This window comes from Paenibacillus sp. MER 99-2 (genome assembly GCF_023714095.1).
GTDB lineage: Bacteria > Bacillota > Bacilli > Paenibacillales > Paenibacillaceae > Paenibacillus.
This window is the reverse complement of sequence record NZ_JAMAUZ010000002.1, coordinates 57,518-79,467: the sequence shown is the minus strand read 5'-3', so window position 1 is coordinate 79,467 and position 21,950 is coordinate 57,518. Positions and strand designations below refer to the sequence as shown.

General features: G+C 46.5%; 18 protein-coding genes and 5 tRNA genes. 8 read left to right on the top strand and 15 right to left on the bottom strand.

Going from position 1 to position 21,950, the window contains the following annotated elements:
• The first annotated feature begins 17 nt into the window (after positions 1 to 17).
• Together ureG and M3636_RS11120 are read left to right on the top strand one after the other, a co-directional pair.
• Entirely contained in the window at positions 18 to 731 is a 714-nt protein-coding gene (gene ureG, locus M3636_RS11125) for an urease accessory protein UreG (protein WP_128100767.1), read from the top strand.
• Positions 631 to 1,608 carry an urease accessory protein UreD gene (locus tag M3636_RS11120; RefSeq protein WP_251382569.1) on the top strand — a complete coding sequence of 326 codons (978 nt, stop codon included), beginning with the start codon at positions 631 to 633 and terminating at the stop codon, positions 1,606 to 1,608. Before ureG ends, M3636_RS11120 begins: the two co-directional genes overlap by 101 nt.
• A gap of 94 nt (positions 1,609 to 1,702) precedes the next feature.
• Here the strand turns inward: M3636_RS11120 and M3636_RS11115 are convergent, their stop codons facing one another.
• From M3636_RS11115 to M3636_RS11100, 4 genes are all read right to left on the bottom strand, one after another.
• Positions 1,703 to 2,119 carry a helix-turn-helix domain-containing protein gene (locus M3636_RS11115; RefSeq protein WP_251382568.1) on the bottom strand — a complete coding sequence of 139 codons (417 nt, stop codon included), beginning with the start codon at positions 2,117 to 2,119 and terminating at the stop codon, positions 1,703 to 1,705.
• Between the two features lie 189 nt (positions 2,120 to 2,308).
• A tRNA-Leu gene (locus tag M3636_RS11110) sits at positions 2,309 to 2,391 on the bottom strand.
• A gap of 17 nt (positions 2,392 to 2,408) precedes the next feature.
• A tRNA-Lys gene (locus tag M3636_RS11105) sits at positions 2,409 to 2,484 on the bottom strand.
• A 91-nt stretch (positions 2,485 to 2,575) separates the two neighbouring features.
• Positions 2,576 to 2,647, bottom strand: a tRNA-Glu gene (locus M3636_RS11100).
• Between the two features lie 326 nt (positions 2,648 to 2,973).
• Between M3636_RS11100 and M3636_RS11095 the strand changes: the two genes are divergently transcribed.
• Complete coding sequence (locus M3636_RS11095) at positions 2,974 to 3,750, top strand: DeoR/GlpR family DNA-binding transcription regulator (protein WP_251382567.1); 777 nt, start codon at positions 2,974 to 2,976, stop codon at positions 3,748 to 3,750.
• 4 nt (positions 3,751 to 3,754) lie between these two features.
• Positions 3,755 to 4,651 carry a Cof-type HAD-IIB family hydrolase gene (locus M3636_RS11090; protein WP_251382566.1) on the top strand — a complete coding sequence of 299 codons (897 nt, stop codon included), beginning with the start codon at positions 3,755 to 3,757 and terminating at the stop codon, positions 4,649 to 4,651.
• Positions 4,652 to 4,843: 192 nt separating this feature from the next.
• Here M3636_RS11090 and M3636_RS11085 read toward each other — a convergent pair whose 3' ends face one another.
• Positions 4,844 to 5,566 (bottom strand): flavin reductase family protein, encoded by a 723-nt coding sequence (locus M3636_RS11085; protein WP_285858813.1) that lies wholly within the window; start codon positions 5,564 to 5,566, stop codon positions 4,844 to 4,846.
• Between the two features lie 111 nt (positions 5,567 to 5,677).
• On the opposite strand from M3636_RS11085, the gene M3636_RS11080 reads away from it, so the two are divergent.
• Positions 5,678 to 6,376: an ArsR/SmtB family transcription factor gene (locus tag M3636_RS11080; RefSeq protein WP_251382565.1), complete on the top strand. Its 699-nt coding sequence runs from the start codon at positions 5,678 to 5,680 to the stop codon at positions 6,374 to 6,376.
• Between the two features lie 241 nt (positions 6,377 to 6,617).
• On the opposite strand, the gene M3636_RS11075 is transcribed toward M3636_RS11080, so the two are convergent.
• The 3 genes from M3636_RS11075 to M3636_RS11065 all read right to left on the bottom strand — a co-directional run bounded on the left by M3636_RS11075 (position 6,618) and on the right by M3636_RS11065 (position 7,333).
• Positions 6,618 to 6,706, bottom strand: a tRNA-Ser gene (locus M3636_RS11075).
• A 5-nt stretch (positions 6,707 to 6,711) separates the two neighbouring features.
• A tRNA-Asn gene (locus tag M3636_RS11070) sits at positions 6,712 to 6,787 on the bottom strand.
• A gap of 84 nt (positions 6,788 to 6,871) precedes the next feature.
• Positions 6,872 to 7,333 carry a SprT family protein gene (locus tag M3636_RS11065; RefSeq protein WP_251382564.1) on the bottom strand — a complete coding sequence of 154 codons (462 nt, stop codon included), beginning with the start codon at positions 7,331 to 7,333 and terminating at the stop codon, positions 6,872 to 6,874.
• Positions 7,334 to 7,818: 485 nt separating this feature from the next.
• Here M3636_RS11065 and M3636_RS11060 point away from each other — a divergent pair, with 485 nt between their 5' ends.
• A complete protein-coding gene (locus M3636_RS11060) occupies positions 7,819 to 8,175 on the top strand; it encodes a hydrolase/acyltransferase (RefSeq protein WP_251382563.1) in 357 nt (118 codons plus the stop codon).
• Between the two features lie 235 nt (positions 8,176 to 8,410).
• Positions 8,411 to 8,554 (top strand): cortex morphogenetic protein CmpA, encoded by a 144-nt coding sequence (cmpA, locus tag M3636_RS11055; protein WP_128100760.1) that lies wholly within the window; start codon positions 8,411 to 8,413, stop codon positions 8,552 to 8,554.
• A 309-nt stretch (positions 8,555 to 8,863) separates the two neighbouring features.
• Here the strand turns inward: cmpA and M3636_RS11050 are convergent, their stop codons facing one another.
• The 6 genes from M3636_RS11050 to M3636_RS11025 all read right to left on the bottom strand — a co-directional run bounded on the left by M3636_RS11050 (position 8,864) and on the right by M3636_RS11025 (position 17,970).
• Positions 8,864 to 11,077, bottom strand: a complete 2,214-nt coding sequence (locus M3636_RS11050) for a Tex family protein (RefSeq protein ID WP_285858810.1) — start codon at positions 11,075 to 11,077, stop codon at positions 8,864 to 8,866.
• A 502-nt stretch (positions 11,078 to 11,579) separates the two neighbouring features.
• Entirely contained in the window at positions 11,580 to 13,769 is a 2,190-nt protein-coding gene (locus M3636_RS11045) for an alpha-galactosidase (RefSeq protein ID WP_251382562.1), read from the bottom strand.
• Between the two features lie 316 nt (positions 13,770 to 14,085).
• Positions 14,086 to 14,436 (bottom strand): type II toxin-antitoxin system PemK/MazF family toxin, encoded by a 351-nt coding sequence (locus M3636_RS11040; protein ID WP_024630714.1) that lies wholly within the window; start codon positions 14,434 to 14,436, stop codon positions 14,086 to 14,088.
• A 3-nt stretch (positions 14,437 to 14,439) separates the two neighbouring features.
• Entirely contained in the window at positions 14,440 to 14,721 is a 282-nt protein-coding gene (locus M3636_RS11035; protein ID WP_056699650.1) for a CopG family ribbon-helix-helix protein, read from the bottom strand.
• Between the two features lie 263 nt (positions 14,722 to 14,984).
• Complete coding sequence (gene alr, locus M3636_RS11030; RefSeq protein ID WP_128100758.1) at positions 14,985 to 16,172, bottom strand: alanine racemase; 1,188 nt, start codon at positions 16,170 to 16,172, stop codon at positions 14,985 to 14,987.
• A gap of 598 nt (positions 16,173 to 16,770) precedes the next feature.
• Positions 16,771 to 17,970 carry an outer membrane lipoprotein-sorting protein gene (locus M3636_RS11025; protein WP_251382561.1) on the bottom strand — a complete coding sequence of 400 codons (1,200 nt, stop codon included), beginning with the start codon at positions 17,968 to 17,970 and terminating at the stop codon, positions 16,771 to 16,773.
• Between the two features lie 280 nt (positions 17,971 to 18,250).
• On the opposite strand from M3636_RS11025, the gene M3636_RS11020 reads away from it, so the two are divergent.
• A complete protein-coding gene (locus M3636_RS11020) occupies positions 18,251 to 19,792 on the top strand; it encodes a serine hydrolase (RefSeq protein ID WP_251382560.1) in 1,542 nt (513 codons plus the stop codon).
• 106 nt (positions 19,793 to 19,898) lie between these two features.
• On the opposite strand, the gene M3636_RS11015 is transcribed toward M3636_RS11020, so the two are convergent.
• The gene (locus tag M3636_RS11015; RefSeq protein ID WP_251382559.1) at positions 19,899 to 21,821 is read right to left on the bottom strand and encodes an ABC transporter substrate-binding protein; all 1,923 of its coding nucleotides are present in this window, start codon (positions 21,819 to 21,821) and stop codon (positions 19,899 to 19,901) included.
• Between the last annotated feature and the right edge of the window lie 129 nt (positions 21,822 to 21,950).

The window sequence follows — 21,950 nt, the reverse complement described above, 5'->3', positions numbered from 1 at the left end:
ACAAAGGAGGAATTGTTATGTGCGGAGGAGCAGATCATACACATCACCCAGAATGGGAACGCAAAACGTTTGACCGGAGTCGTCCGATGAGAATAGGAATCGGTGGCCCCGTAGGTTCGGGCAAAACCGCATTAGTAGAAAAGTTATCCAAGGCACTACGTACTCGTTACAGCCTCGCAGTAATTACGAACGATATTTACACCAAAGAGGACGCTGAAATTTTACTGCGCCAAAACGCACTTGCACCTGAACGTATCATCGGTGTTGAAACCGGCGGATGTCCTCATACCGCCATTCGCGAGGATGCTTCTATGAATTTCGAAGCAGTTGACGAGTTAATCGAACGTTTCCCTGATCTGCAACTCATCTTTATCGAAAGTGGCGGGGATAATCTATCAGCGGCATTCAGCCCGGAACTAGCCGATGTTTTCATTTACATTATCGACGTTGCTCAAGGGGAGAAACTCCCCCGCAAAGGAGGCCCTGGTATCACACGTTCCGATCTGCTACTCATCAACAAGACTGATCTCGCCCCTTATGTCGGCGCCAGCTTACAGGTCATGCAGGAAGATACCGAGCGAGTACGCGAAGGTCGCCCTTACGTCATGTCCAATCTGATGAGTGGCGAAGGTGTCTCCGAGATTGTTCATTGGCTTGAACATCAATATATGGATGACGATGGCGCTGCGCATCCACATACACATGGCCATGGTTCCACCCACACCCATTAATTCTAGAGCTTCAGCATCAGAGGGTACAATTGAATCGGACATTCATGTTGAAGGTGCCAAGATGCGTCGCAGCGAGCTACACGCCACATTCACCCTTCAAGACGGGCGCACCGTCATGACAGACAGATATTACAGCGCCCCTCTTCGATTCAGCCGTTCCTTTCGCACACCTGGCGACGGAGACGGACTTTGTGTATATACCTCTGATGTCTCGCCAGGTGTCCTGAACGGGGATCATTATCATTCCAACTGGCAGCTAGGTAAGGATACTCATGTGATGCTAAGCAGCACATCAGCTACTCGCCTCCACCCAACACCATCTCTCCCCTCTTCCATCCATCATCACTTCAGGTTGGAGCAAGGAGCGGTGCTGGAGTATTTTCCCGAATGCGTTATCCCTTTCAAAGGCAGCTCCTCTTCACTCCATTCAACCTTTAAACTAGAGGAACATTGCATACTAGCCTATGCGGATATTTGGTCAGCCGGCCGTATTCACCGGGGAGAAGCTTTTCAATTCAATCATTATCGTAGCTTAACGGAAATATGGCAGGGGCAACAGCTTGCAGTCTGGGATCGATTAGGTTTAGAACCCAAATCCAACGATCCCAGACAATCCGCCGCCTTACTTCACTACACCCATACCGCAGCATTGTGGATGATCGCCCCCAATCTCGGCGCAACACAATTAGAGCTCATACGTTCAGTCCTTCCTCCAGATGGACGTATGCTGGCTGGAGCAAGCCTACTTGCCACCGGTGGGATTGGCGTCCGCATCCTCGGCACCGCAGCCTGGGAGCTGCAAGAACAATGCCTGCACATCTGGAACACACTTCGCCCCCAATTACTTGGCAGCGGAGCTTTGACATTCCGCAAATGAACATATGATCTGCAGTTTCTTATGAGAAACAACAAAAACCCTTGAGTACCCACTTAACATCAGGGTATTCAAGAGTTTCTCATAATTACTCAAACTATAATGATTCATCATCTTCCGTCTTGCGTTCTTTCTCATAACGGAAATCCTGTGCGTTTCGACTCTCCTTCGATTTACGGTAACGAGTAAACTCAATATATTCACTAATAAAAGACTGCTCTTCAGTCGATAACTCACTTTCTTGGCAATTCAATTGCCGCAACACGTCAAAAAAATAATCCTCTCGTTTTTCTCGTACCATCGCTTCCTTCGACGGACGACCAATCATGAGCCAGTCCAGGCTCACATCAAAAAACGAAGCGATCTCAATCAGCTTATTCGTACTCGGCGTGGATTTCCCACGTTTCCAATCACCCAAATTACCTGTACTAATCTTCAGTTGTTGACAGAAAGCCTTCTTCGTCATTCCTCGTTCAGCAATCAGGTGTTCAATTCGCTCATATATTGACTGCATACAGGACCGCCTTCCAACGATAATAATCTTCTTATCCTAATGAATCACGGACAACACAATATACATAATTATACCACAACCTCCATGAATCCTCAGCCACTAATCCGATGTTTACATCCTCATGCGGCTTTTATACAAAAATAGACCCCCATGGATAAAACCATGAGAGTCTATTTTGTGATACTGTGATGCGGTCGAGAGGACTCGAACCTCCACGGGCGTACGCCCACTACCCCCTCAAGATAGCGTGTCTGCCATTCCACCACGACCGCATATTCAATTGTAAAAATGGTGAGCCATGAAGGGCTCGAACCTTCGACACCCTGATTAAAAGTCAGGTGCTCTACCAACTGAGCTAATGGCTCTTGCTGTAACTTCACCTGATGTGCCATGATCATCTCTTGCATAGAACAATGACTTGCGAGGTTTCCTTCATTAATGAAGGTGGTGAAGATATGACCCGTAGGGGATTCGAACCCCTGTTACCTCCGTGAAAGGGAGGTGTCTTAACCCCTTGACCAACGGGCCTCAATAACAAGTTGTCTTTCTTGGCGACAAGAATGAGTATACCACGATCATTCGAAATAGTGCAACACTTTTTTGAAAGAAATTTTCAGCACGTATTCTTCCTTATTTTTGTGCAGATGTTGTATCGGAAAGGGATAACAACAAAGAATAACACATGGAAGCCTTTCAGAGATTCGTCATTAGAATCTGTTGTATATGTAAAAGATACGTCAAATTACTTATAAAAACTGATATTCACTTATAATATTGCAAATAACATTATAACTACTTATAATTAGACATATAGATATACAACATGGTCATCCCTGTATAAGGAGGCGGCACGTTTGTTCCAAGAAGAACGAATGCAGCTTATTATAGAACACTTACGTAAACACAATCGCATCTCTGTCGAGGAGATCGGTTCACTCTTTGACGTATCCCGGGACACCGCTCGTAGAGATCTCATTAAGCTTGAAGAGCAGGATAGCATTATCCGGACGCGTGGCGGCGCGATTCTCCCCTCTCCTCCGCAAGAATTCAGATCCTACAAAGACCGTCTACTCTATGTCTCAGAGGAAAAAAGAGCCATTGGCAAACTTGCCGCAGCTATCGTTCGTCAAGGTGAGCATATCATCCTGGATGCTTCAACTACAGTGCAAGCCTGTGCTGAGAACCTCAACGGTAAATCCTGCACTGTCATTACGAACTCCATGCATTCAGCTGACCTTCTCTCCAATCATGCCTCCGTCGAAATTCGTTTACTTGGTGGTAAGGTCGATAAAGAGCAACGCTATGTTTATGGCGCTCCTGTGATCGAAACCCTCTCTCATTATTATGTAGACAAATCCTTTATTGGCATTGGTGGTCTTACCATGGATGGCTTCAGCGCCTCCGAAGAAGAAGGCAAGATTAAATACCGTATGATGCAAGCGGCCAAACAGGTTATTGTACTCGCCGATCATTCTAAGTTTAACAAACGTTATGGCTATCGCTTTGCGGATTGGTCACTGGTAGACATTTTAATTACGAATCAATGGCCATCGCCGGAATGGCGTACTTTTCTAGCCGAACAACAAGTCGAGATTCTCATTCCTGAACCTACAGAAGATAAGGAGTTGTAAGTATATGAAATTATTTGCTACAGATTTAGACGGAACGTTATTGAACAGAGACAGCCAGATTAGCCCTGAGAACGCAGCTGCAATTCACCGTGCACAGCAAGAAGGACTACGGGTGACGATTGCGACAGGCCGTGTGTATTCCGATGTTGTTAATATTTCTCTAGAAGGAGGAATCAAAACACCGGTTATCGGTTCAAATGGCGCAACGATCCATGATGAGAATGGACAACGTCTCTTCCATCTCCCATTGGAGCGTGAAACAGCCGCCTCTGTCATGCAGTGGCTAGAGGATCACGATTGCTATTATGAAGCCTCCACGCAACAGGGAATCTATGCTCCAATCAACAGCCATAACGCGATGCTTGCCGAGATGGATCGCATTCTAGGTGCAAGCCCTAGCGAGGACGTTGCACGCCTCATCCGAGCTGTTAAGAAGCACTATGACAAAAAAGATTATCACCGCGTAAGCTCACATCAGGAAATTCCCGCAGAAGCACACATTTACAACATTATGGCCTTCTCCATGAATCCGGATCAATTACGTGAAGGTAGACAATACTTCGCAGCACGTTCGGATGTCGCGATGGTTGTATCATCTGAACACAACTTCGAAATGCAGCATCCCGATGTATCCAAAGGTAATGCCTTGTCTAAGCTTGCAGCTCATTTGAACATTGCTATGGAAGATACCGTCTCGATCGGGGACAACTTCAATGACGTATCCATGTTGCAGATGGCCGGGCTAGGAATTGCAATGGGCAACGCAGAACCCGAAATTAAAGCATTAGCTAAAGCTATAACATTGACCAATGTAGAGCACGGCGTAGCTCATGCCATTCATTCGGTACTTGAAGGTAAACCAATTAACTCACCAGCAAGTGTTATTGAAGGTAATCTGTAATAGATAAACAGACAATTCTATGTATAACATTTATTGCTCCACAGGCAGTGTTAGTTAGTTCACTAACCCTGACGAAAGAATGCGATATGATTCTTATTGAAAACATAAGCTCAAGCACAGTCTCTTGATAAGAGTCTGTGCTTGTTTACTTTTGCTCAACATTTGAGGTTATGATATTAACCCCCTTTCTCACTACACCTTCTCCGCCCGGAAGTTCTCTCCACACTTCGCTCCCAGCCCGTAATAATGCCGGAAATTGTAGATGAGTGGTCGCCACGCCTCTGGGTTAATCTTGTTTGTGCCTGAGATGATCTTGGCATGAGCATGCACTTTCATCGCCTTCACTTCAACAATAGCCATATACGGTGTATGCTCCGGAATACGAATGTGCTGGACAGAAGCTTCAATCTGGATCGGGCATTCTGCAATTCTCTGCGGCATAACCTCGATAGAATTCTGGGGTGTAAGTTCTGAAATGCTAAATTTATCCTGGCAAAATGTATAACCCATCTGTTGCTTGGCCTCAGGTACTGGAGTTACACCTGTTAATTTCCCTATCACCTCAACCTGCTTCCACATCGAAGCATCCGGCAGATTAATGACACACTCCGGGTGTCGAATCAAGTTCTCATATGCCTTCCCTTGAATTCCAATACCAAGCACGAGACAATCCCCTAATGCCCAAGAGGACGATAACGGTGATAAATTAGTCGAACCGTCCTCATTAAGTGTGCTAAGCATCAGCACTGGGGTACCATAGTATAAGATACTTGGTTGTATCGTTTCCGTACCATGCGTATCTCCTGTATGTTGTGGATATGAGTCGTTGTTGGAGCTTCGTTCTTGTTCTCCATGCGGCTGTGGATGTTCCCGCTTCGGTGCGTAGTTTCGCTCTATCTCTTGTTCCTTCTTCATTCCGTTCTCCCTCTCCTGCTCTCATTGGTTTATTCAGCTCCTCCTTGCATAGTCCGGAGCATTCACCTCTGATCGATTGTAATACGCCTATAGTTCAAGTATCATCGAAGTATGAGTACATATCCGAATATAACCATTATTGCATCATTGATTGCTGACCCAAGTCGTGCCATTTTCCTAGAAGCATTGCTGGATGGACGAGCTTTACCTGCGGGTGAACTTGCTTATATCGCTAAAATCACTCCCCAGACTGCAAGTAATCATCTGAACAAATTAGTTGAGGGCGGGTTATTGGTCGTTGAGAAACAAGGCAGACATCGTTATTACCGTTTGGCCAATCAAGAGATTGCTTTTTTGATCGAGTCCATGGCCAACATTGCGCCTCCTGTACAAGTGCGTTCACTCAAACAATCGGATCAACTGCGGCATCTGAGCTTCGCCAGAACTTGTTATGGTCATTTGGCCGGGAAACTGGGAATCTCGTTGTGTGAGGCTTTGCTGCGCGAGGAGTACCTTATTGAACCGGAGGATGAGGAAAACAAAGACTATACGATTACAGTGAAAGGATTCGACTGGTTTGCCTCGTTTGGAATTGAGCTTCAGGTCAAACCAGGATCACGCCGTGCGCTGGCTCGTAAATGTCTGGATTGGAGCGAACGGCGCCACCACCTTTCCGGCTTGCTCGGCGAGCAATTGAACCGCCGATTATCGCAGTTAGACTGGACGAGGCAAATTACGGGGAGCCGCTCCGTTGAATTAACAGAGAAAGGTAAGACAGGGCTATACGAAGCACTCAACATTTCCCTATAGAGGTTGTTCTAAACGGCAGGATCAGTCAAAATCATGGTAAATGGAGCATATCAAAACAACAAAAAATCCCCACCAGATGGAGCAGTTATCGCTCAATCTGGTGGGGATTTACATGTTTTATTCAGAACGGAGAGAGAGGCATACTCTCACTTCATTCGAGACTGCGAAGTACCGCTAACGAAGCTTATGCTCCGACGAACCTTTAGGGTTCTCATCCCTTTGCAGAGAAGTTTAATCAATACGGAGAGAGAGGGATTCGAACCCTCGCACCGCTTACGCAGCCTAACCCCTTAGCAGAGGGTCCCCTTATAGCCACTTGGGTATCTCTCCAAGAATGGCTCCCCGAACAGGGCTCGAACCTGTGACAACTCGATTAACAGTCGAGTGCTCTACCAACTGAGCTATCAGGGAATATTAATCTTGAATAGATTTAATTTATCATGATTAAAGGGCCAAGTCAACAAGACTAATTTCCATTCTAATAAAGGGCTTGTCTTATAAATCTACCATCTTCAATTTACCCGCACATCGCCCACAGCGGTAACGCTTGGGATCTACTTTACGTTTACGCAAATATTCGGTACCACAGCTCTTACACACCAGTTTATAGCGATAGGGCAGCGGCTTCCGACCTTTGCTACCGGGAAGGGACTGGCAGAAGCGAGAACCGCCAACCTTTTGTAATAAGGCCTTGAATTCAGGATCACGATGCTGATAACCACGTCCACGAATATGCAGATGATAATGGCACAGCTCATGTTTAATAATCTTCTCGACTTCTTCTCGTCCATGCACTTCAAGCTGATGTGGATTGATCTCAATCCGATGACTCTTCAGCATATATCGTCCACCAGTAGTCGTTAGCCGCCGGTTAAACAACGCTTCATGGGTGAACGGAACCCCGAAATGATCCAAGGATACCTGTTCAATCCATTGTTGTAGTTCTTCATTCTCCATCGATCCCTCTCCTTTCACACCGATTGCACGATTGATTTTCCCGCATAATGCGTGTTCAAAAAGGGCGGTTTTCAGTGCCAAGAAGATGGGATAAAGCTAGAAATGGAGTAGCGGAGCGTAGGCAAACCTACGTGAGCAACGGACATTTCGGCTGAATCCCATATTCGATGCTGAGATGCATCAAGGCATCCTTCGCAATCAAAAGCGGACTTTTTGAACAACCTCTTACAATTGAAGTTCAAAAAGTTCGATTTTCAGTGCCAAGAAGATGGGATAAAGCTAGAAATGGAGTAGCGGAGCGTAGGCAAAACTACGTGAGCAACGGACATTTCGGCTGAATCCCATATTCGACGCTGAGATGCCCTTTAGGCATCCTTCGCAATCAAAAGCGGACTTTTTGAACAACCTCTTATAATACTTGAATTCTAACCGTTTCCTAGGCTACACTGTCAAGTAGAATGTATGAGGGGAGATTAATACTAGTTATGCCTACAATGCGCTACGTCATCCTGCAACTGGAACAGCAATTACAATTTGTAGAAATGCCTGCCGACTATGCTTATCAGCTCAGCGCCCTTAATCTGCGCCTACACAAAGAGATCGATAAACTAACCGCATCCAACGTACCCGTTCTACCTCGAGCGATTGCCGAATGTGACCAACTGGATCTGCTGGATGAACAACTCTCAATTGTTGGAGGTCTAGACTACATCAATGCACTCGAACGTAGTTTCGCCGAATTACATGAGAGCCATTATCCGTTAATTTCCTTACTCACTGAGATTCGCGCACTTCAAGCTCAATTGGAACAATGGTATGAAGAAGAGATGGAAACGCTATAATTTAACTGAATTTGTTAGTAAAAGTTAACACGGCTTAAACAAAACGCATGCCCATGTATGGGTGTGCGTTTTGTTTGCTATGTACTTCTAGACCACAACGGCACGCTATCCATATTCGATTAAATTCGATTAACCCCTACCTGAATTTCCTATTGTCAATGGTTCATTTGCACAGGCCAGGCTGTTATCACATATGCTAACATACAGATGAATTATGCAAGAGGAGGAGATACCCTTGCCTCAATGGCTCTGCAACCAGCTCATGCGTGCATTCCACAAAAAAGACAGCCGCCAGATTAAGCTACTTAATGAATGTTGGTTCTTTTATCGTAACAAACCAAAAAGTGGTACAGTACGCAGCGCGGACAGCGAACTCTAAGAACGATGCTGTAACGCTCCACCCTTCTCCGTCCGATCAAATACTCTTCCTCTATATAACTTATCATTGATATTATCAGTGATCTATCATTCGAATGTTAATCAGTCCACAGGACAATCCAACCAGACCAAAAACAGCCTTCCCTAAGAGCAATGCCATTAAGATAAAATAAACTTAATGACATTGTCACTTGGGAAGGCTGTTCTATCATTTCCAAACGTACTTTATCGATACTTGATCGTTTCATCTGTACTTATTCAACATGCACTTTGTACTACATACACTTGTCCCACATGCACTTTGAGGAAACTACTTAGCCGAAGCTGGTTTCTTCATCGTTAGACCTACACGGCCTTTTTTGGTATCTACATTCATAACCCATACCGTTACATTATCCCCGACGGAAACCACATCCATCGGATGTTTAACATAACCATTGCTGAGCTGTGAGATGTGGACAAGTCCATCACTCTTGATACCGATATCTACAAAGGCACCAAAATCAATAACATTACGAACCGTACCCTGTAGTTCCATACCTTCGTCGAGATCCTCAATCTTCAATACGTCTGTACGGAAGATTGGCAATGGCATCTCCTCACGTGGATCTCGGCCCGGACGCTGCAAGCTGTCCAAAATGTCGCGAAGTGTCGGCACGCCGACATCCAGTTTTACAGCCAACTGATCAGCCTTTTGCTCAGAGAGCAGTTCAGCCAGTTCTTTGCTGCCCAGCTTGTCCAATTCCACCTGAAGCTCTTTGAACAGCTGATCCACAACCTTGTAGGACTCTGGGTGAATTGGTGTGCGATCCAGTGGGTTCTCCCCTTCACCAATCCGCATAAAGCCAACGCATTGCTCATAAGTTTTTGCTCCGAGACGAGGTACCTTCTGCAACTGACGACGGTTGGTGAAGCGGCCATTCTCTTCCCGGTATTTCACAATATTTTTCGCAATGGTTGCATTCACCCCAGCCACATAGGACAACAGTGAAGGAGATGCCGTGTTCACATCAACACCAACATGGTTAACGGCAGATTCTACAACCGCTTTGAGGCTCTCTTCGAGAACTTTCTGAGAAACGTCATGCTGGTATTGACCTACACCGATGGCTTTAGGATCAATTTTGACCAGTTCTGCCAGCGGATCTTGTACTCGACGAGCAATGGAAGCCGCACTACGCTCAGCAACGTCCAGATCCGGGAACTCATCTTGAGCCAGCTTGGATGCAGAATACACACTTGCACCAGCCTCGTTAACGATCAGATATACAAGACTTTCATCGCCATTCTCCTGAATGATCTCGGCTACAAACTGCTCGGTTTCACGAGATCCTGTACCATTCCCGATCACAATCAGACCGATATCATACTGTTTGATCATCCGGTGGAACACTTCTGCTGCTTCACGCTTCTTATTATGTGGTGGGGTTGGATAAGTTACAGCAACCTCCAGCAACTTGCCCGTATCATCAACGACTGCCAGCTTACAACCTGTACGATAGGCAGGGTCGACACCAAGCACACGTTTGCCATGAATCGGTGGCTGGAGCAACAGGTTCCGAAGATTAGCTGAGAATACGGAGATTGCCTGGGTCTCCCCTTTTTCCGTTAATTCTGCGCGAACTTCACGCTCAATGGAAGGTGCGATGAGACGTTTATAAGCATCTTCAATGACTGCACGCAAAATGTCCTGCACAGCAGAGGTGCCCTTAATAATCTGACCTTCCATGTGACGGTGAGCTGGATCTGCTACCACGTCCAAACCGACTTTCAAAATATTTTCACGCTCACCACGGTTAATCGCCAAGATACGGTGTGGTGGCATCTTTTTCGCTAACTCACGATACTCATAATAATTCTCATACACAGACTCTTGCTCAGCATCCTTCGCTTCGGAAGTCAGCATTCCATGATCTAATGTGTATCGGCGAATCCATGCACGAATAGCAGCATCATCCGCAATGTTCTCTGCCAGTATGTCCTTAGCTCCCTGTAACGCAGCCTCTGCGTCATCTACGCCAAGCTTAGCACTGATATAACGAGCCGCCTCTTCCAGTGCATCTCCTTGTTTAGGCTGGCTCCAGATCCAGGTAGCGAGCGGCTCTAAACCCTTCTCTTTGGCTACGCTGGCGCGCGTTTTACGCTTTTGACGATACGGACGATACAGATCCTCGACCTCTTGCAGCTTCACAGCTTGAGTGATGGACTGCTTCAGTTCGTTGGTCAGCTTGCCTTGTTCGTCTATAATACGGATAACTTCCACTTTACGGTCTTCGAGGTTACGCAAGTATACGATGCGTTCTTCAATATTTCGTAGCTGGTTCTCATCCAGCTCTCCAGTCATTTCCTTACGGTAACGAGCGATAAACGGAATTGTGTTGCCTTCATCCAGAAGCTCGGACGTCGTCCGGATCTGCTTCAGGGGTAGCGCCAGTTCCTTGGCTACCTGCTTAATGATTCGCTCGTGGCGTTCAGCCTTTATCGTTTCTTCATTAGGTTCCAGAACCGTTTCCTGTTCAGACAAATAAATCCCTCTTTCCTTCCTGAATCGATCATTAGAAGAACGTCCAGGGCAGCTTCGCTGCAATAATCACAGTATGGAATCTACACGCGTGCAGATTCTTCTTCCCTATATTATCACAAAATCCCGTTTAAATTTCCAGCATGAGGCGAGCTTACAAGTTTATCCACTCTCCAATCCCCCAGTTTAAACGACAACTAGCATGCAGCGTACGGGCAAAAAAGACCGGAAAACGTCATTTCGACGTACCCCGGTCTTCTTCATACTAATTATAAAAGCGAAGTATTACTTTGGATTTGCTATATCAAACGAACTTCGTAAATTACACGAGAACGGAGAGGACAGAAATAATGTGAAGAAGCGAAGCATTCGCCTTTATCCCCGGATTTTTCCCTTAGGAGAAGGGAAATCAAAAAAATCTGGGGATAACAGCGATCGGAAGGTTATTCTGTCATCGGAGTGGTAAGTGTAATACGCTTTAGTTCATTTGATATAGCTTCTGAAATTATACTCGCTCGAAACGGAACATCTCGCTCAGGTAGTCTCCTGACGCTGCACCCACTGCGATACCGCCATACATCAAAGCATCGCCAGTGAGTGTCTCTTCACTGCCCTTCAGACGGTAATCCGCGTTAGGGTCTAATCCTTTCAGCTTCAGGCGCTGCAACGGCGCATTCGGCTCAGACAACACACGGAAATAGAACACAACCGCTTCGCTGCCATCCGGTGCGATGAACATCCATGCTGTTTCATTTCCTTCAAACGGACTGAGCAAGCGACGGAATGTTCCGTATTGAATCGTACCCCGAATTTCTTTGTACAGTTCAACCTGTGCTTTTACAATCTCGTTCTCTTCCTCAGTGAAACGAGTCAAGTCCAGCTCGTAACCAAAGTTACCTGACATCGCTACATGTCCACGCGTCTCCAGTGACGTAATCCGGTTCACCTGATGATTCGGTACAGCAGAGATGTGTGATCCCATCGAACTTACTGGATACACAAGGCTCGTACCATATTGAATACGCAGACGGGATACCGCATCGGTATTATCACTTGTCCAAGTTTGCGGCATGTAATAGAGCATACCTGGATCGAAACGTCCGCCACCACCTGAACAACTTTCGAACAGGATATGCGGGAATGTGCTCGTAATCCGCTCCATCACCTCATACAATCCCAGCATATAACGGTGTGCCGTCTCACGCTGTCTGTCTGCTGGCAGCAACGCAGAGCCTACTTCTGTCATATTCCGGTTCATGTCCCATTTCACGTAGGAGATCGGTGCAGAGCCCAGTACGTCACTCAACATGCGCACTATCTCATCACGCACATCCTGACGGGAGAAGTCGAGTACCAGCTGCTGACGTCCTTCTGTACGGCGACGATCAGGCACATGCAGGCACCAGTCAGGGTGTGCACGATACAGCTCACTATCAGGTGAGATCATCTCAGGCTCGAACCACAGTCCGAACTGCATATCTAGACCCGTCACTCGATTCGCGAGATCATCCAGACCTTGTGGTAATTTATTCTTATCTACGATCCAGTCACCCAGGGAGGAATTATCGCTATCCCGGTGCCCAAACCAACCATCATCCAGTACAAACAGCTCGATACCAAGCTTCTGTCCCGCACGTGCGATCTGTTCGATCTTGTCTGCATCGAAGCCAAAGTATGTTGCTTCCCAGTTATTAACAAGGACAGGGCGCTCCGCGTTCCGGAATTGACCACGGGCAAGGCGCTCACGGTAAAGTTCATGGTAGGACTGAGACATCCCATCAAGCCCTGCATCCGAGTACACCATAACCGTCTCTGGCGTCTGGAATGCTTCCTGTGGCTCTAACTTCCAGCTAAAGTCGAACGGGTTGATACCCAGTGACACACGTGTCGTGAAGAATTGATCCACTTCCGCTTGTGCTGTGAAGCTTCCGCTATAGACGAGGCTGAATCCATATACCTCACCTTGATCTTCGTCCGTCCCTGGCGTCATCAAGGCAATAAACGGATTCTGCTGGTGACTACTTGAACCACGACGACTCTCTACACCTTGCAAACCGGAAGCAAGTGGTCTGCGAACGATGTCGCGCTCACGTGTCCAAGCACCCGACAATTGCAGCAATTCATAATCCGCGTGCGGGAAATCAACTGAAGAACTAAGCGCACGCAAGACATTCACAGCGGTAGCGCTCTCATTTACTACACGCATCGAACGTGTAATAGCATTAAATGCCGTAAAGGCTGTATAAGAAAGCTCGATCTTGATGCCAGCAACACGGTCTTGCAATTCAATGACCAATGTCTCTGCTTCATCCGCAGCTTCTACATATGTTGCTGGTAGTCCTTCAAGCGAAGGTTTACCCTTCTCCAAGCGATGACCTGTGTAGGTAAACTCTGAGATTGTTGAGCCGTTCTCCAATTGGAGTTGGATAGCCGGGTTACGGAAATCGCTCGTTCCATACACTGGCAGTTCCACTGGCAATGTATCGAATGAGATTGTCCGATCCTCAGGCACCGGGTTAGGGCTGAACGATGCGCGTTCTGTCCGAACATGCAACCAGCTCAGATCGGTATCGCGTAATTTTTTGCCGTAGTACAAATGCACCAAATACCCTGAAGGCAATACTTGAAATACATAACTTGCATTGCGGGTTTGTAAATGGAATTGAAGTTTCTCCTGATTGATATAAATGCTCATATGTCTCCTCCACCTCTATATCTGTCTTTTTGGTAAACGGTTTCTCAGGTTTCATTATAGCGAAAAGATGGACAATGTTCTACGCTTTCATCCAGCTTTATTCAAAAGAGCGTACCGCTGCCGATTGGCTGCTGTACGCTCCTGTGAATTACTGCCTTAAAAGGTACTGAATACCTTCCTTTTTGAACATGCACTATACCAAGGCTGCTCCAAAGATACCTTTGGAACATACACTTGAATTGGTTATGCCCAAGATGACCTAAGGCACTTCCCGTTGTCAACGGCGGGCGGGCAGTCTCAACCAACTGCTTCACCCTTAAAAATCGATCAAGCCCAGACTGATCTGTAAGGCCTCGTTAACCAATTTCATGGTTTCCTCGTCCAAATGAGTAATCTTGTCAGTCAACCTTTGCTTGTCAATCGTCCGTATTTGTTCGAGCAAAATAACCGAATCCCGGTCAAAGCCATGTGCCGCCGCATCAATCTCTACATGCGTCGGCAACTTTGCCTTTTGGATCTGGGCGGTAATCGCCGCCACAATACAAGTTGGACTGAATCGATTACCGATGTCATTCTGGATGACCAGCACCGGTCTGACTCCACCTTGCTCGGAACCGACAACGGGAGAAAGATCCGCAAAAAAAACGTCACCGCGTTTTACGATCAATGTCTACACCCCGCTAACTAAGCGGTCCAGAGTGCTGTCCGCATCTTCCTCCGCGTGAAAGGCCTCGGATGCCATGGTTAGGTTAATCTTCGCCATCTCCATGTACCCACGCTGCATAGACTCACGGATATACCGCTTCTTCCGTTCCGTCAGATACAGCTTCATGGCCTGCCTAATCAATTCGCTGCGGTTGGAGTTCTCCAGCGCTACGATGCCATCCACTTCCTGCAAAAGATGATCAGGCAGACTGATCATGATTCGCTTGGTGTTCTGCAAGTTGGCCACCTTTCTTCCACCCCCACAAACCTTTCGCCATTGTGAACCAGTATTACGTTTTTCCAGAACTTTTATACAAAGGAATATATATGCCCCGCGTATATCAAGTATGCTGTACTCCATTATAAACACGGGGAACAATATTCGTACAGACCAAACATCTCTTTTCCAGGATTATAAATCCTTATCGTCATACATAATTCGAGATGCTCCGACAGTTTTCCTTCTGTTCTGAAAAAAAGTTTATTGGGAATAGCGTCCAGTTAACCTGTTTAGAAGGTCAAAAGTGGATTAACCTTGGCAACTTCTATGCCATCCCGCAGATAGATCCGCGGAATACGGTGTGCCATCATACAGATCACTTCATATGGAATCGTACCTAGCTGGGCTGCCACTTCGTCTACGGTTATACATTCGCCAGACTGGTGGCCGATGAGGACAACCTCTTCGCCGACTTGAATTTCTTCCGCTTCTTCAGCGAAAGATTGTAGCGACACCATACACTGATCCATGCAGATCGTACCGACAACGGGAACACGGCGTCCACGTACAAGCACTTGTGCTTTGCCTGTCAGCATTCTTGAGAATCCATCTGCATAGCCAATAGGCAGGGTCGCAATTCGTTCATTTTCCTGTGTAACATAGCGTGTTCCGTAGCTGATGCCCCAGTGGGGTGGTAGCGTTTTGACCAGAACCGCTTTCGTCTTCAGTGTCAATACCGGGGACAGCTTCACCACCTGATGATTCACCTCAGCAGACGGATACAATCCGTACAGACTGATTCCCACACGAACCATGTCGTAAGACAGATTCGGTGTATCAATGGCGGCGGCACTGTTTGCCGTATGTATAATCGGGATGACACATCCCTGATCCCTCAGCGTTTCCACAACGCTTTGAAACCGTCGATACTGCTCCAGTGTATAGGTCTTGTCTACTTCATCTGCCTTCGCAAAGTGAGTGAACATGCCTTCGAGCATTACCTGATCCAGCGAAGCTACTTCTTGTACGAAGGCTACTGCATCCTTACCAGGCAGCAAGCCTAGCCGCCCCATACCACTATCAATTTTAATATGCACCTTCAATTTTCCGAGGGACGTGCCTGCATTCAGGTTTCGAATCGCATCCAGCACTTCCCGGCTGTACAAGGTAATTGTAATATCATGTTCCCAGGCTACAGCAACACCTTCCGGCGGTGTATAACCTAACACGAGAATCGGAAGCTTGATCCCATGTTGACGCAATTCGAGCGCTTCATCTAGAAAAGCAACACTCAAATAATCGACCCCATATTGTTCAAGTCCTCTCGCTGTCTCTACAGCTCCATGTCCATAAGCGTTGGCCTTAACACAAGCAAGGAGCTTCATCCCTTTCGGCAATGCCTCACGGAAAGCTTCTACGTTGTCACACAGATGATCCAAGTTAATTTCCGCTTGGGTCGGCCGATATTGTTCTTGCACGTTCTGTCACCTTCTCTAATCGTCTTAATCCGGCTCACGCATCAGACTCCATCGTAATGCTCAAGCATGTGACTGTCAAATGAGTTGAATATATGCCTCATTCAAATGTAATGACCTTGTCATAACGTAGCCCGGAATTAAGGAAGAAAACGGCAGATAGACTGAACATTGTATGAGAATATTCTCATTTCACGATAGAATATGTCCGCCTATACCGTATTACTTACCCGGTTCCTCGTGCGTAGAAGCGTCTTTTGAATTATTGATCTGACGTGTATCGCCATTCTATGCGATTGCAGTAGTAAGCGTGAACAACACAAAAGCACCGGAGAACAAGTCTCCGATGCTTCTTAGCATTCCTTCTGTTATGACAACTATACCTTTTAAGGGGTTGTTCAAAAAGTCCGCTTTTGTTTACGAAGAATGCCTCACGGCATTTCAGCGTCGAAGATGGAATTCAGCCGAAATGTCCGTTGCTCACGTAGGTTTCCCTACGCTCTGCTACTCCATTTCTATCTTCATCCCATCTTCTCGGTACTGAAAACCGACCTTTTTGAACACGCACTTCAAAAGGTTGTTCAAAAAGTTCGCTATCATATTATTTCCCGGACTGCTCCTGCATGGATAGTGCAATTTGTTTCATTTCATTCTCTGGTAGATCTGCACTTGTAATCCGGTACTCGATCCCATCGTACATCCACGTTAAAGTTTGCAGTGCGTCTCCACTCATCATGCCCCAAGTGAATCCGAGATCCACAACACGGGATGGAGCAAGCGATACAGCTCTGTCCTGTGGTCTAGCTTCAAAGATCGTATAGTTATACATCCCTTCGTAGCGCAGCAGTACTGAATAGTTACCTGATTCTTCAACAATTTGATCGTCTTTCAGTTTGACACCTTCAGGGACATACGTTGGTTCGATCACACCAAAACCTTCGCTATCCTCTGGCACTGTCATCGTCGGCTCTTCTGTACCCTGCTCTGTGCTTGCCGGGTCTTGAGCCCCCTCTTGCTCATCACTTCCGCTAATGCCAGTCTGACCGTCGCTTACTTCACCACTTGAATCAGATGCCGGCTGTTGCCCCTCTGTAGATTGAGGATTTGTAGCACTATCTTCCTCTTTCGCCTGATTTGCAGGAGCACCTTCTCCAATGTTCCCTTCTGTAGCTGCGGTCATATTGCGCTGCATATCAAACGCATCCTTACCAAATTCAGCACCGAATTTGAAGTTATCGAATTTCACATCGACCACAACATTGGCATTGGAATCGGATACCTCCACCTGTTTAGGCGCGTAATCTGCCTTATTCAGCCAGATTTTTTGTCTAACCAATGCATGTGTATTGTAATTGGCAGCAACATCGAACACGTAGCTATCCTTCTCATCTACAAACTGACGAGTCGAATCTCCCGTAATGCTGCGAATCAACGTTTCGTACAAGTAAACCTGCCCTTGATTATCTGGCCAATTGCTTTGGAATCGGAAGCTTTTGTTCTGGCTTGGCGTGAGTACAAACACACCCTCATCATTACGTAATACGATCTGAGTTATATCCTTCTTGGCATTGGTTAACGCAATTCGATAATAGGAAGGCTTCTGATGCCATACCTCGACCTTGTACTGCTGCGGCGTATCCCCAGTGTGCAGCGTCATCACGCCTGCTCCCTGGTAACTTTCCATCTCTCCTACGACTTCGTTCAGATCTTTGACCACGGCTGCCGCATCCTTCTTCCCGCAAGCGGCAAGCAAGACCGATAAGACCAATACCATGGCAAGCATCCATGATATTCGGCGCATGACATCATCCCCTTTAGCACTGTTTTCACTTCAGGGCTGTGCTTGATGCAGAACCCCTACTTGATTAGTACATGTCTATGAGGGACTTGTTCGATTTATGCGGACTAGTTTGACAAGCATCATCTGCTCGTATTTATTCCTAAGGTCTAGGATCAAATCCGTCTCGGGAAGGATGCCTTTTTTATACAGAAAAGGGATAGTTGATATAGGGAAATACCTACTAGATTACGATCATCTTGTTTTTATTGAAAACCTAATTCATATCATTGGAGGGTAACGGATGACAACAACTAATCTTCACTCATTGCTGGATGGATTGGATGAATATTTGGAAGAACAAATGAAACACTGGAAAGGTGTGGGCGCAGCCGTTGCGGTTGTGCACAAGAATGAGGTGATCTGGCAAAAAGGGTATGGCTATCGTGACCTTGAAGCCAAGCTGGGCGTAACTCCAAGCACGCTCTTTGCAATCGGTTCATCTACCAAGGCTTTTACTGCAGCGACTGCCGCTATACTTGTAGACCAAAAGCTATTGAACTGGGACACGCCGATTGTGCAATATATGCCTGATTTCAAAATGTTCGACCCGGTAGCGACGGAGCGGCTAACGATCCGGGATATATTATGCCATCGCTCTGGACTTCCAAGACACGAGCTGGCTTGGTATAACTCTCCTCATTCGAGAGAAGAGCTCGTTCATCGTCTACGATACTTGGAGCCTAATGAGGATTTCAGGAATAAGTGGCAGTACCAGAACATGATGTATATGACAGCAGGTTATCTGATCGGATTACTAAAGGAAGCATCATGGGAAAGCGTATTGGAGGCTTCGTTACTGCGTCCACTTGGGATGGATTCAAGCGTCCTGTCTGTGGATCTCATGCAGCTCCAGCCTGAATATGCTTTACCTTATATGGAGAAGGATGAACAGCATATTCGAATTCCCTATCGCAATATCGATACGATTGGCCCTGCTGGCTCGATTAACAGCAATCTCATAGATATGGTTTCCTGGTTAAAATTCCAACTGAATCAAGGACAGCATGATGGCAAAGCGCTCATTTCCATAGAGGAAATGGAGACCATGCATGACCCGCATATGCCGTGTGATTCATCATTCCGTAGTAAAGAAGTCCCTATTAGCACCTATGGATTGGGATGGACCATTGAATCCTATCGTGGTCATCGAATGATTCATCATGGCGGAGGGATTGACGGTTTTACCTCCCAGGTTGCCTTTCTGCCAGAAGAACAGATTGGCGTCGTTGTGCTATGTAATAGCAATGGCAGCGTAGTGCCTTATACCGTTTCCTATAACATTATTGATCGATTACTTGAACTGGAACCAATCGACTGGAGCGATAGATTGACCAAACTCATCAATGGGGAGGACTCACAGCCAGAGAACGCATCCGAAAAAACAGAAGGTACAGCCTTTGTAGAATCCGAACATCAGGAGACAACAGACTTCGAGAAAACGGAAGTTCAACCCATGGAACGTCTCATATCCGATTATACTGGCGTTTACAACCATCTTGGATATGGCGATATCCTGATCGAACCTACTGCTGAAGGCGGATTACGTGCCACATTTAACGATTTAGACATGAGTATGCAGTACATTGGCAACGAAACCTTCGATGTTGAGCTTGTTCAACAGGGACAGGGACAGAAGCTCCCGTTCACATTCACCTTAGATGATCAGAACTATATTCATTCTCTCCAGATTCCATTATTGACGGAGCCCAATGCAAATGAAGTTACATTTACTAAAGTTGAAACCAAAGCTACTTCAAAAGCTGCTGTTATTGCCCAAAAGTAAAGCCTAATACCTTGAGCACCATCTTACGCATGAGTTTAAGGTAGGATTTAAAATAGAGATTAAACGTCCTTCTTCTAATATCCGACCATCCCGTTGTAGTGCTCACTTACCACAGCGGGATATAGGCCGAATAGCTGGAGGACTCTTCAGGCGCAGTAGGACTGCGTTTCACCCACAACCGCCGCAAGTCCGGCATACCATACCCCATCACGCGATAATCTCGCAGCGATGGATGATGTGAATGCACCTCACTGAAGCTATACACGGGCAGCAAAATCGCCTCCTGAATTAGTCGATCCTCCAGTTGCAGCAGACTCTCCATCCGTTTCACTGGCTTCTGCATCGCCACGATCTGGTCGCAACCCCGCTCCAACTCATGCCTCCAATGATCATCCATTACACTGAGAAAGAGCGTTTTCTGGAACGTATACATCGTAATGAGACTCCTCACCACATGATCATCAAAGACTTCTCCAGTATATATGAGGTCGTACGCCTGTAACTCGTTATGGTAAATGGCCTTGACCACATCGCCAGGTACAATGTTTACATGCAGACCAATCTGTTCACACCGTTTAGCGAACCAAACCATGTCATGCTCCATGTTCACGCCCTCTTCAACCCACACGTTCACCGTCTCTCCTGCGTAATTGCTACATTTCAACCATGCCGAGGCTCTTACCAGAGAAGATCCATCTACACCAATGCCTACACCTACATTTGGAGCCATATCTTCCTCCACTTCATTCCACTTCTGTTGTTCCATCGTCACTTCTCTCGGGTGCTTCTCTGCATCCAACGGATTCATCTCTTCGTCCCGCTGATTCCCTTGGTCATGCTTACGAACCAGACTATATGTTGGCTGGATCGCTGGACGATTCAAAGCATCCGCCATCGCTTGTGGATGCATAAGCTCTCGTATGGCACGACGAAAAGAGATATCGAGATGAGGGCCTCTTTTGCGCATATTAAACGTCATAAAAACCCCGCCTTGTACTTCATGCTGTACCGCATGTGGGTTACCGTCTGGAAACAGCTCCTGTCTGATCACGGATTCGCCCCGCCCTGCTTCCGGAAGCTGCCATACCTCTACACGATCGATAAACGCACGCCCTCGGAAATACGAAGAGAAGACCTCCAGAACCAGGATGTTCGGGTCATTTCGAACCAAGCGATACGGTCCTGTACCAATCGGATAAAGCGGGTTTATCTCAACATCTCGTGGCAAAATAGATGCATTTATGCTGCTCATCAAATCAGGAAACATAAAGTTGGGTGCCTTCAGCAAAAAGCGAACCGTCAAATCGTCGAACGTCTTCACCATCTGAATTGAACCGAACAAGGCTTTACATGGGTTGTCCACACTGGATAAGATGCGTTCAAAGGTATACTTCACATCCTCTGCCTCAAGGACTCTACCGTGGTGAAAAAGTACTCCTTTATGTAAATAAAACGTCCATTCCGTTCCCTCAGGATTGCTCTCCCATGCCATCGCAAGTCCTGGCTCACAAACATCGCGCTCTGCATTGTAACGCACCAGGCGATCGAACACTTCTGCAACGATCCCCACATCGCCCCACACAACAGCCTGGGTTGGATCTAACGTCTCGAACGACGTTTCCTGTGGAATACGGAGTGTGTCCACCCTCCCCCGAGCACTCTGATCCGAACGAAGACCGAATTGACTCTGTAGCCTGCGCATTACATTTTCTCGAATGAGGAACGGTAACGATGCAGCCAGTGTATACGCTTCTTCTATTTTGTTGTTATGTAGTAGACGTTCAAACCATTCCCCAGCCACTTCTTGTAACGATAAACGAAAAACAAGTATCGATTTTTTGCCTCTTCCCCGCTGCGGGCTCCATCTGACCCAACCGTTATCCAAAAATTTGTTCATGATTAAATTCATATTACGCATGGTACAGCACAAATGAGTTGCTAGTACACCCATCGTTATCTCTACTTCTTCCTCTTCATGAACATGGGAAAAGATCAACCGTAGTTGGATATAATGTTCCGTCACTTCCACAACCGTTCCAGCCTTTCATTGCCCTCATTAAAATCTGAAATTCATCGCTGAACTCCTACAGTTTTTCTTCAGGTTTTTCTTCATTATACTCAGGAAAAGCCGTTTCACCAATGAAAGGAAGACTGAAAC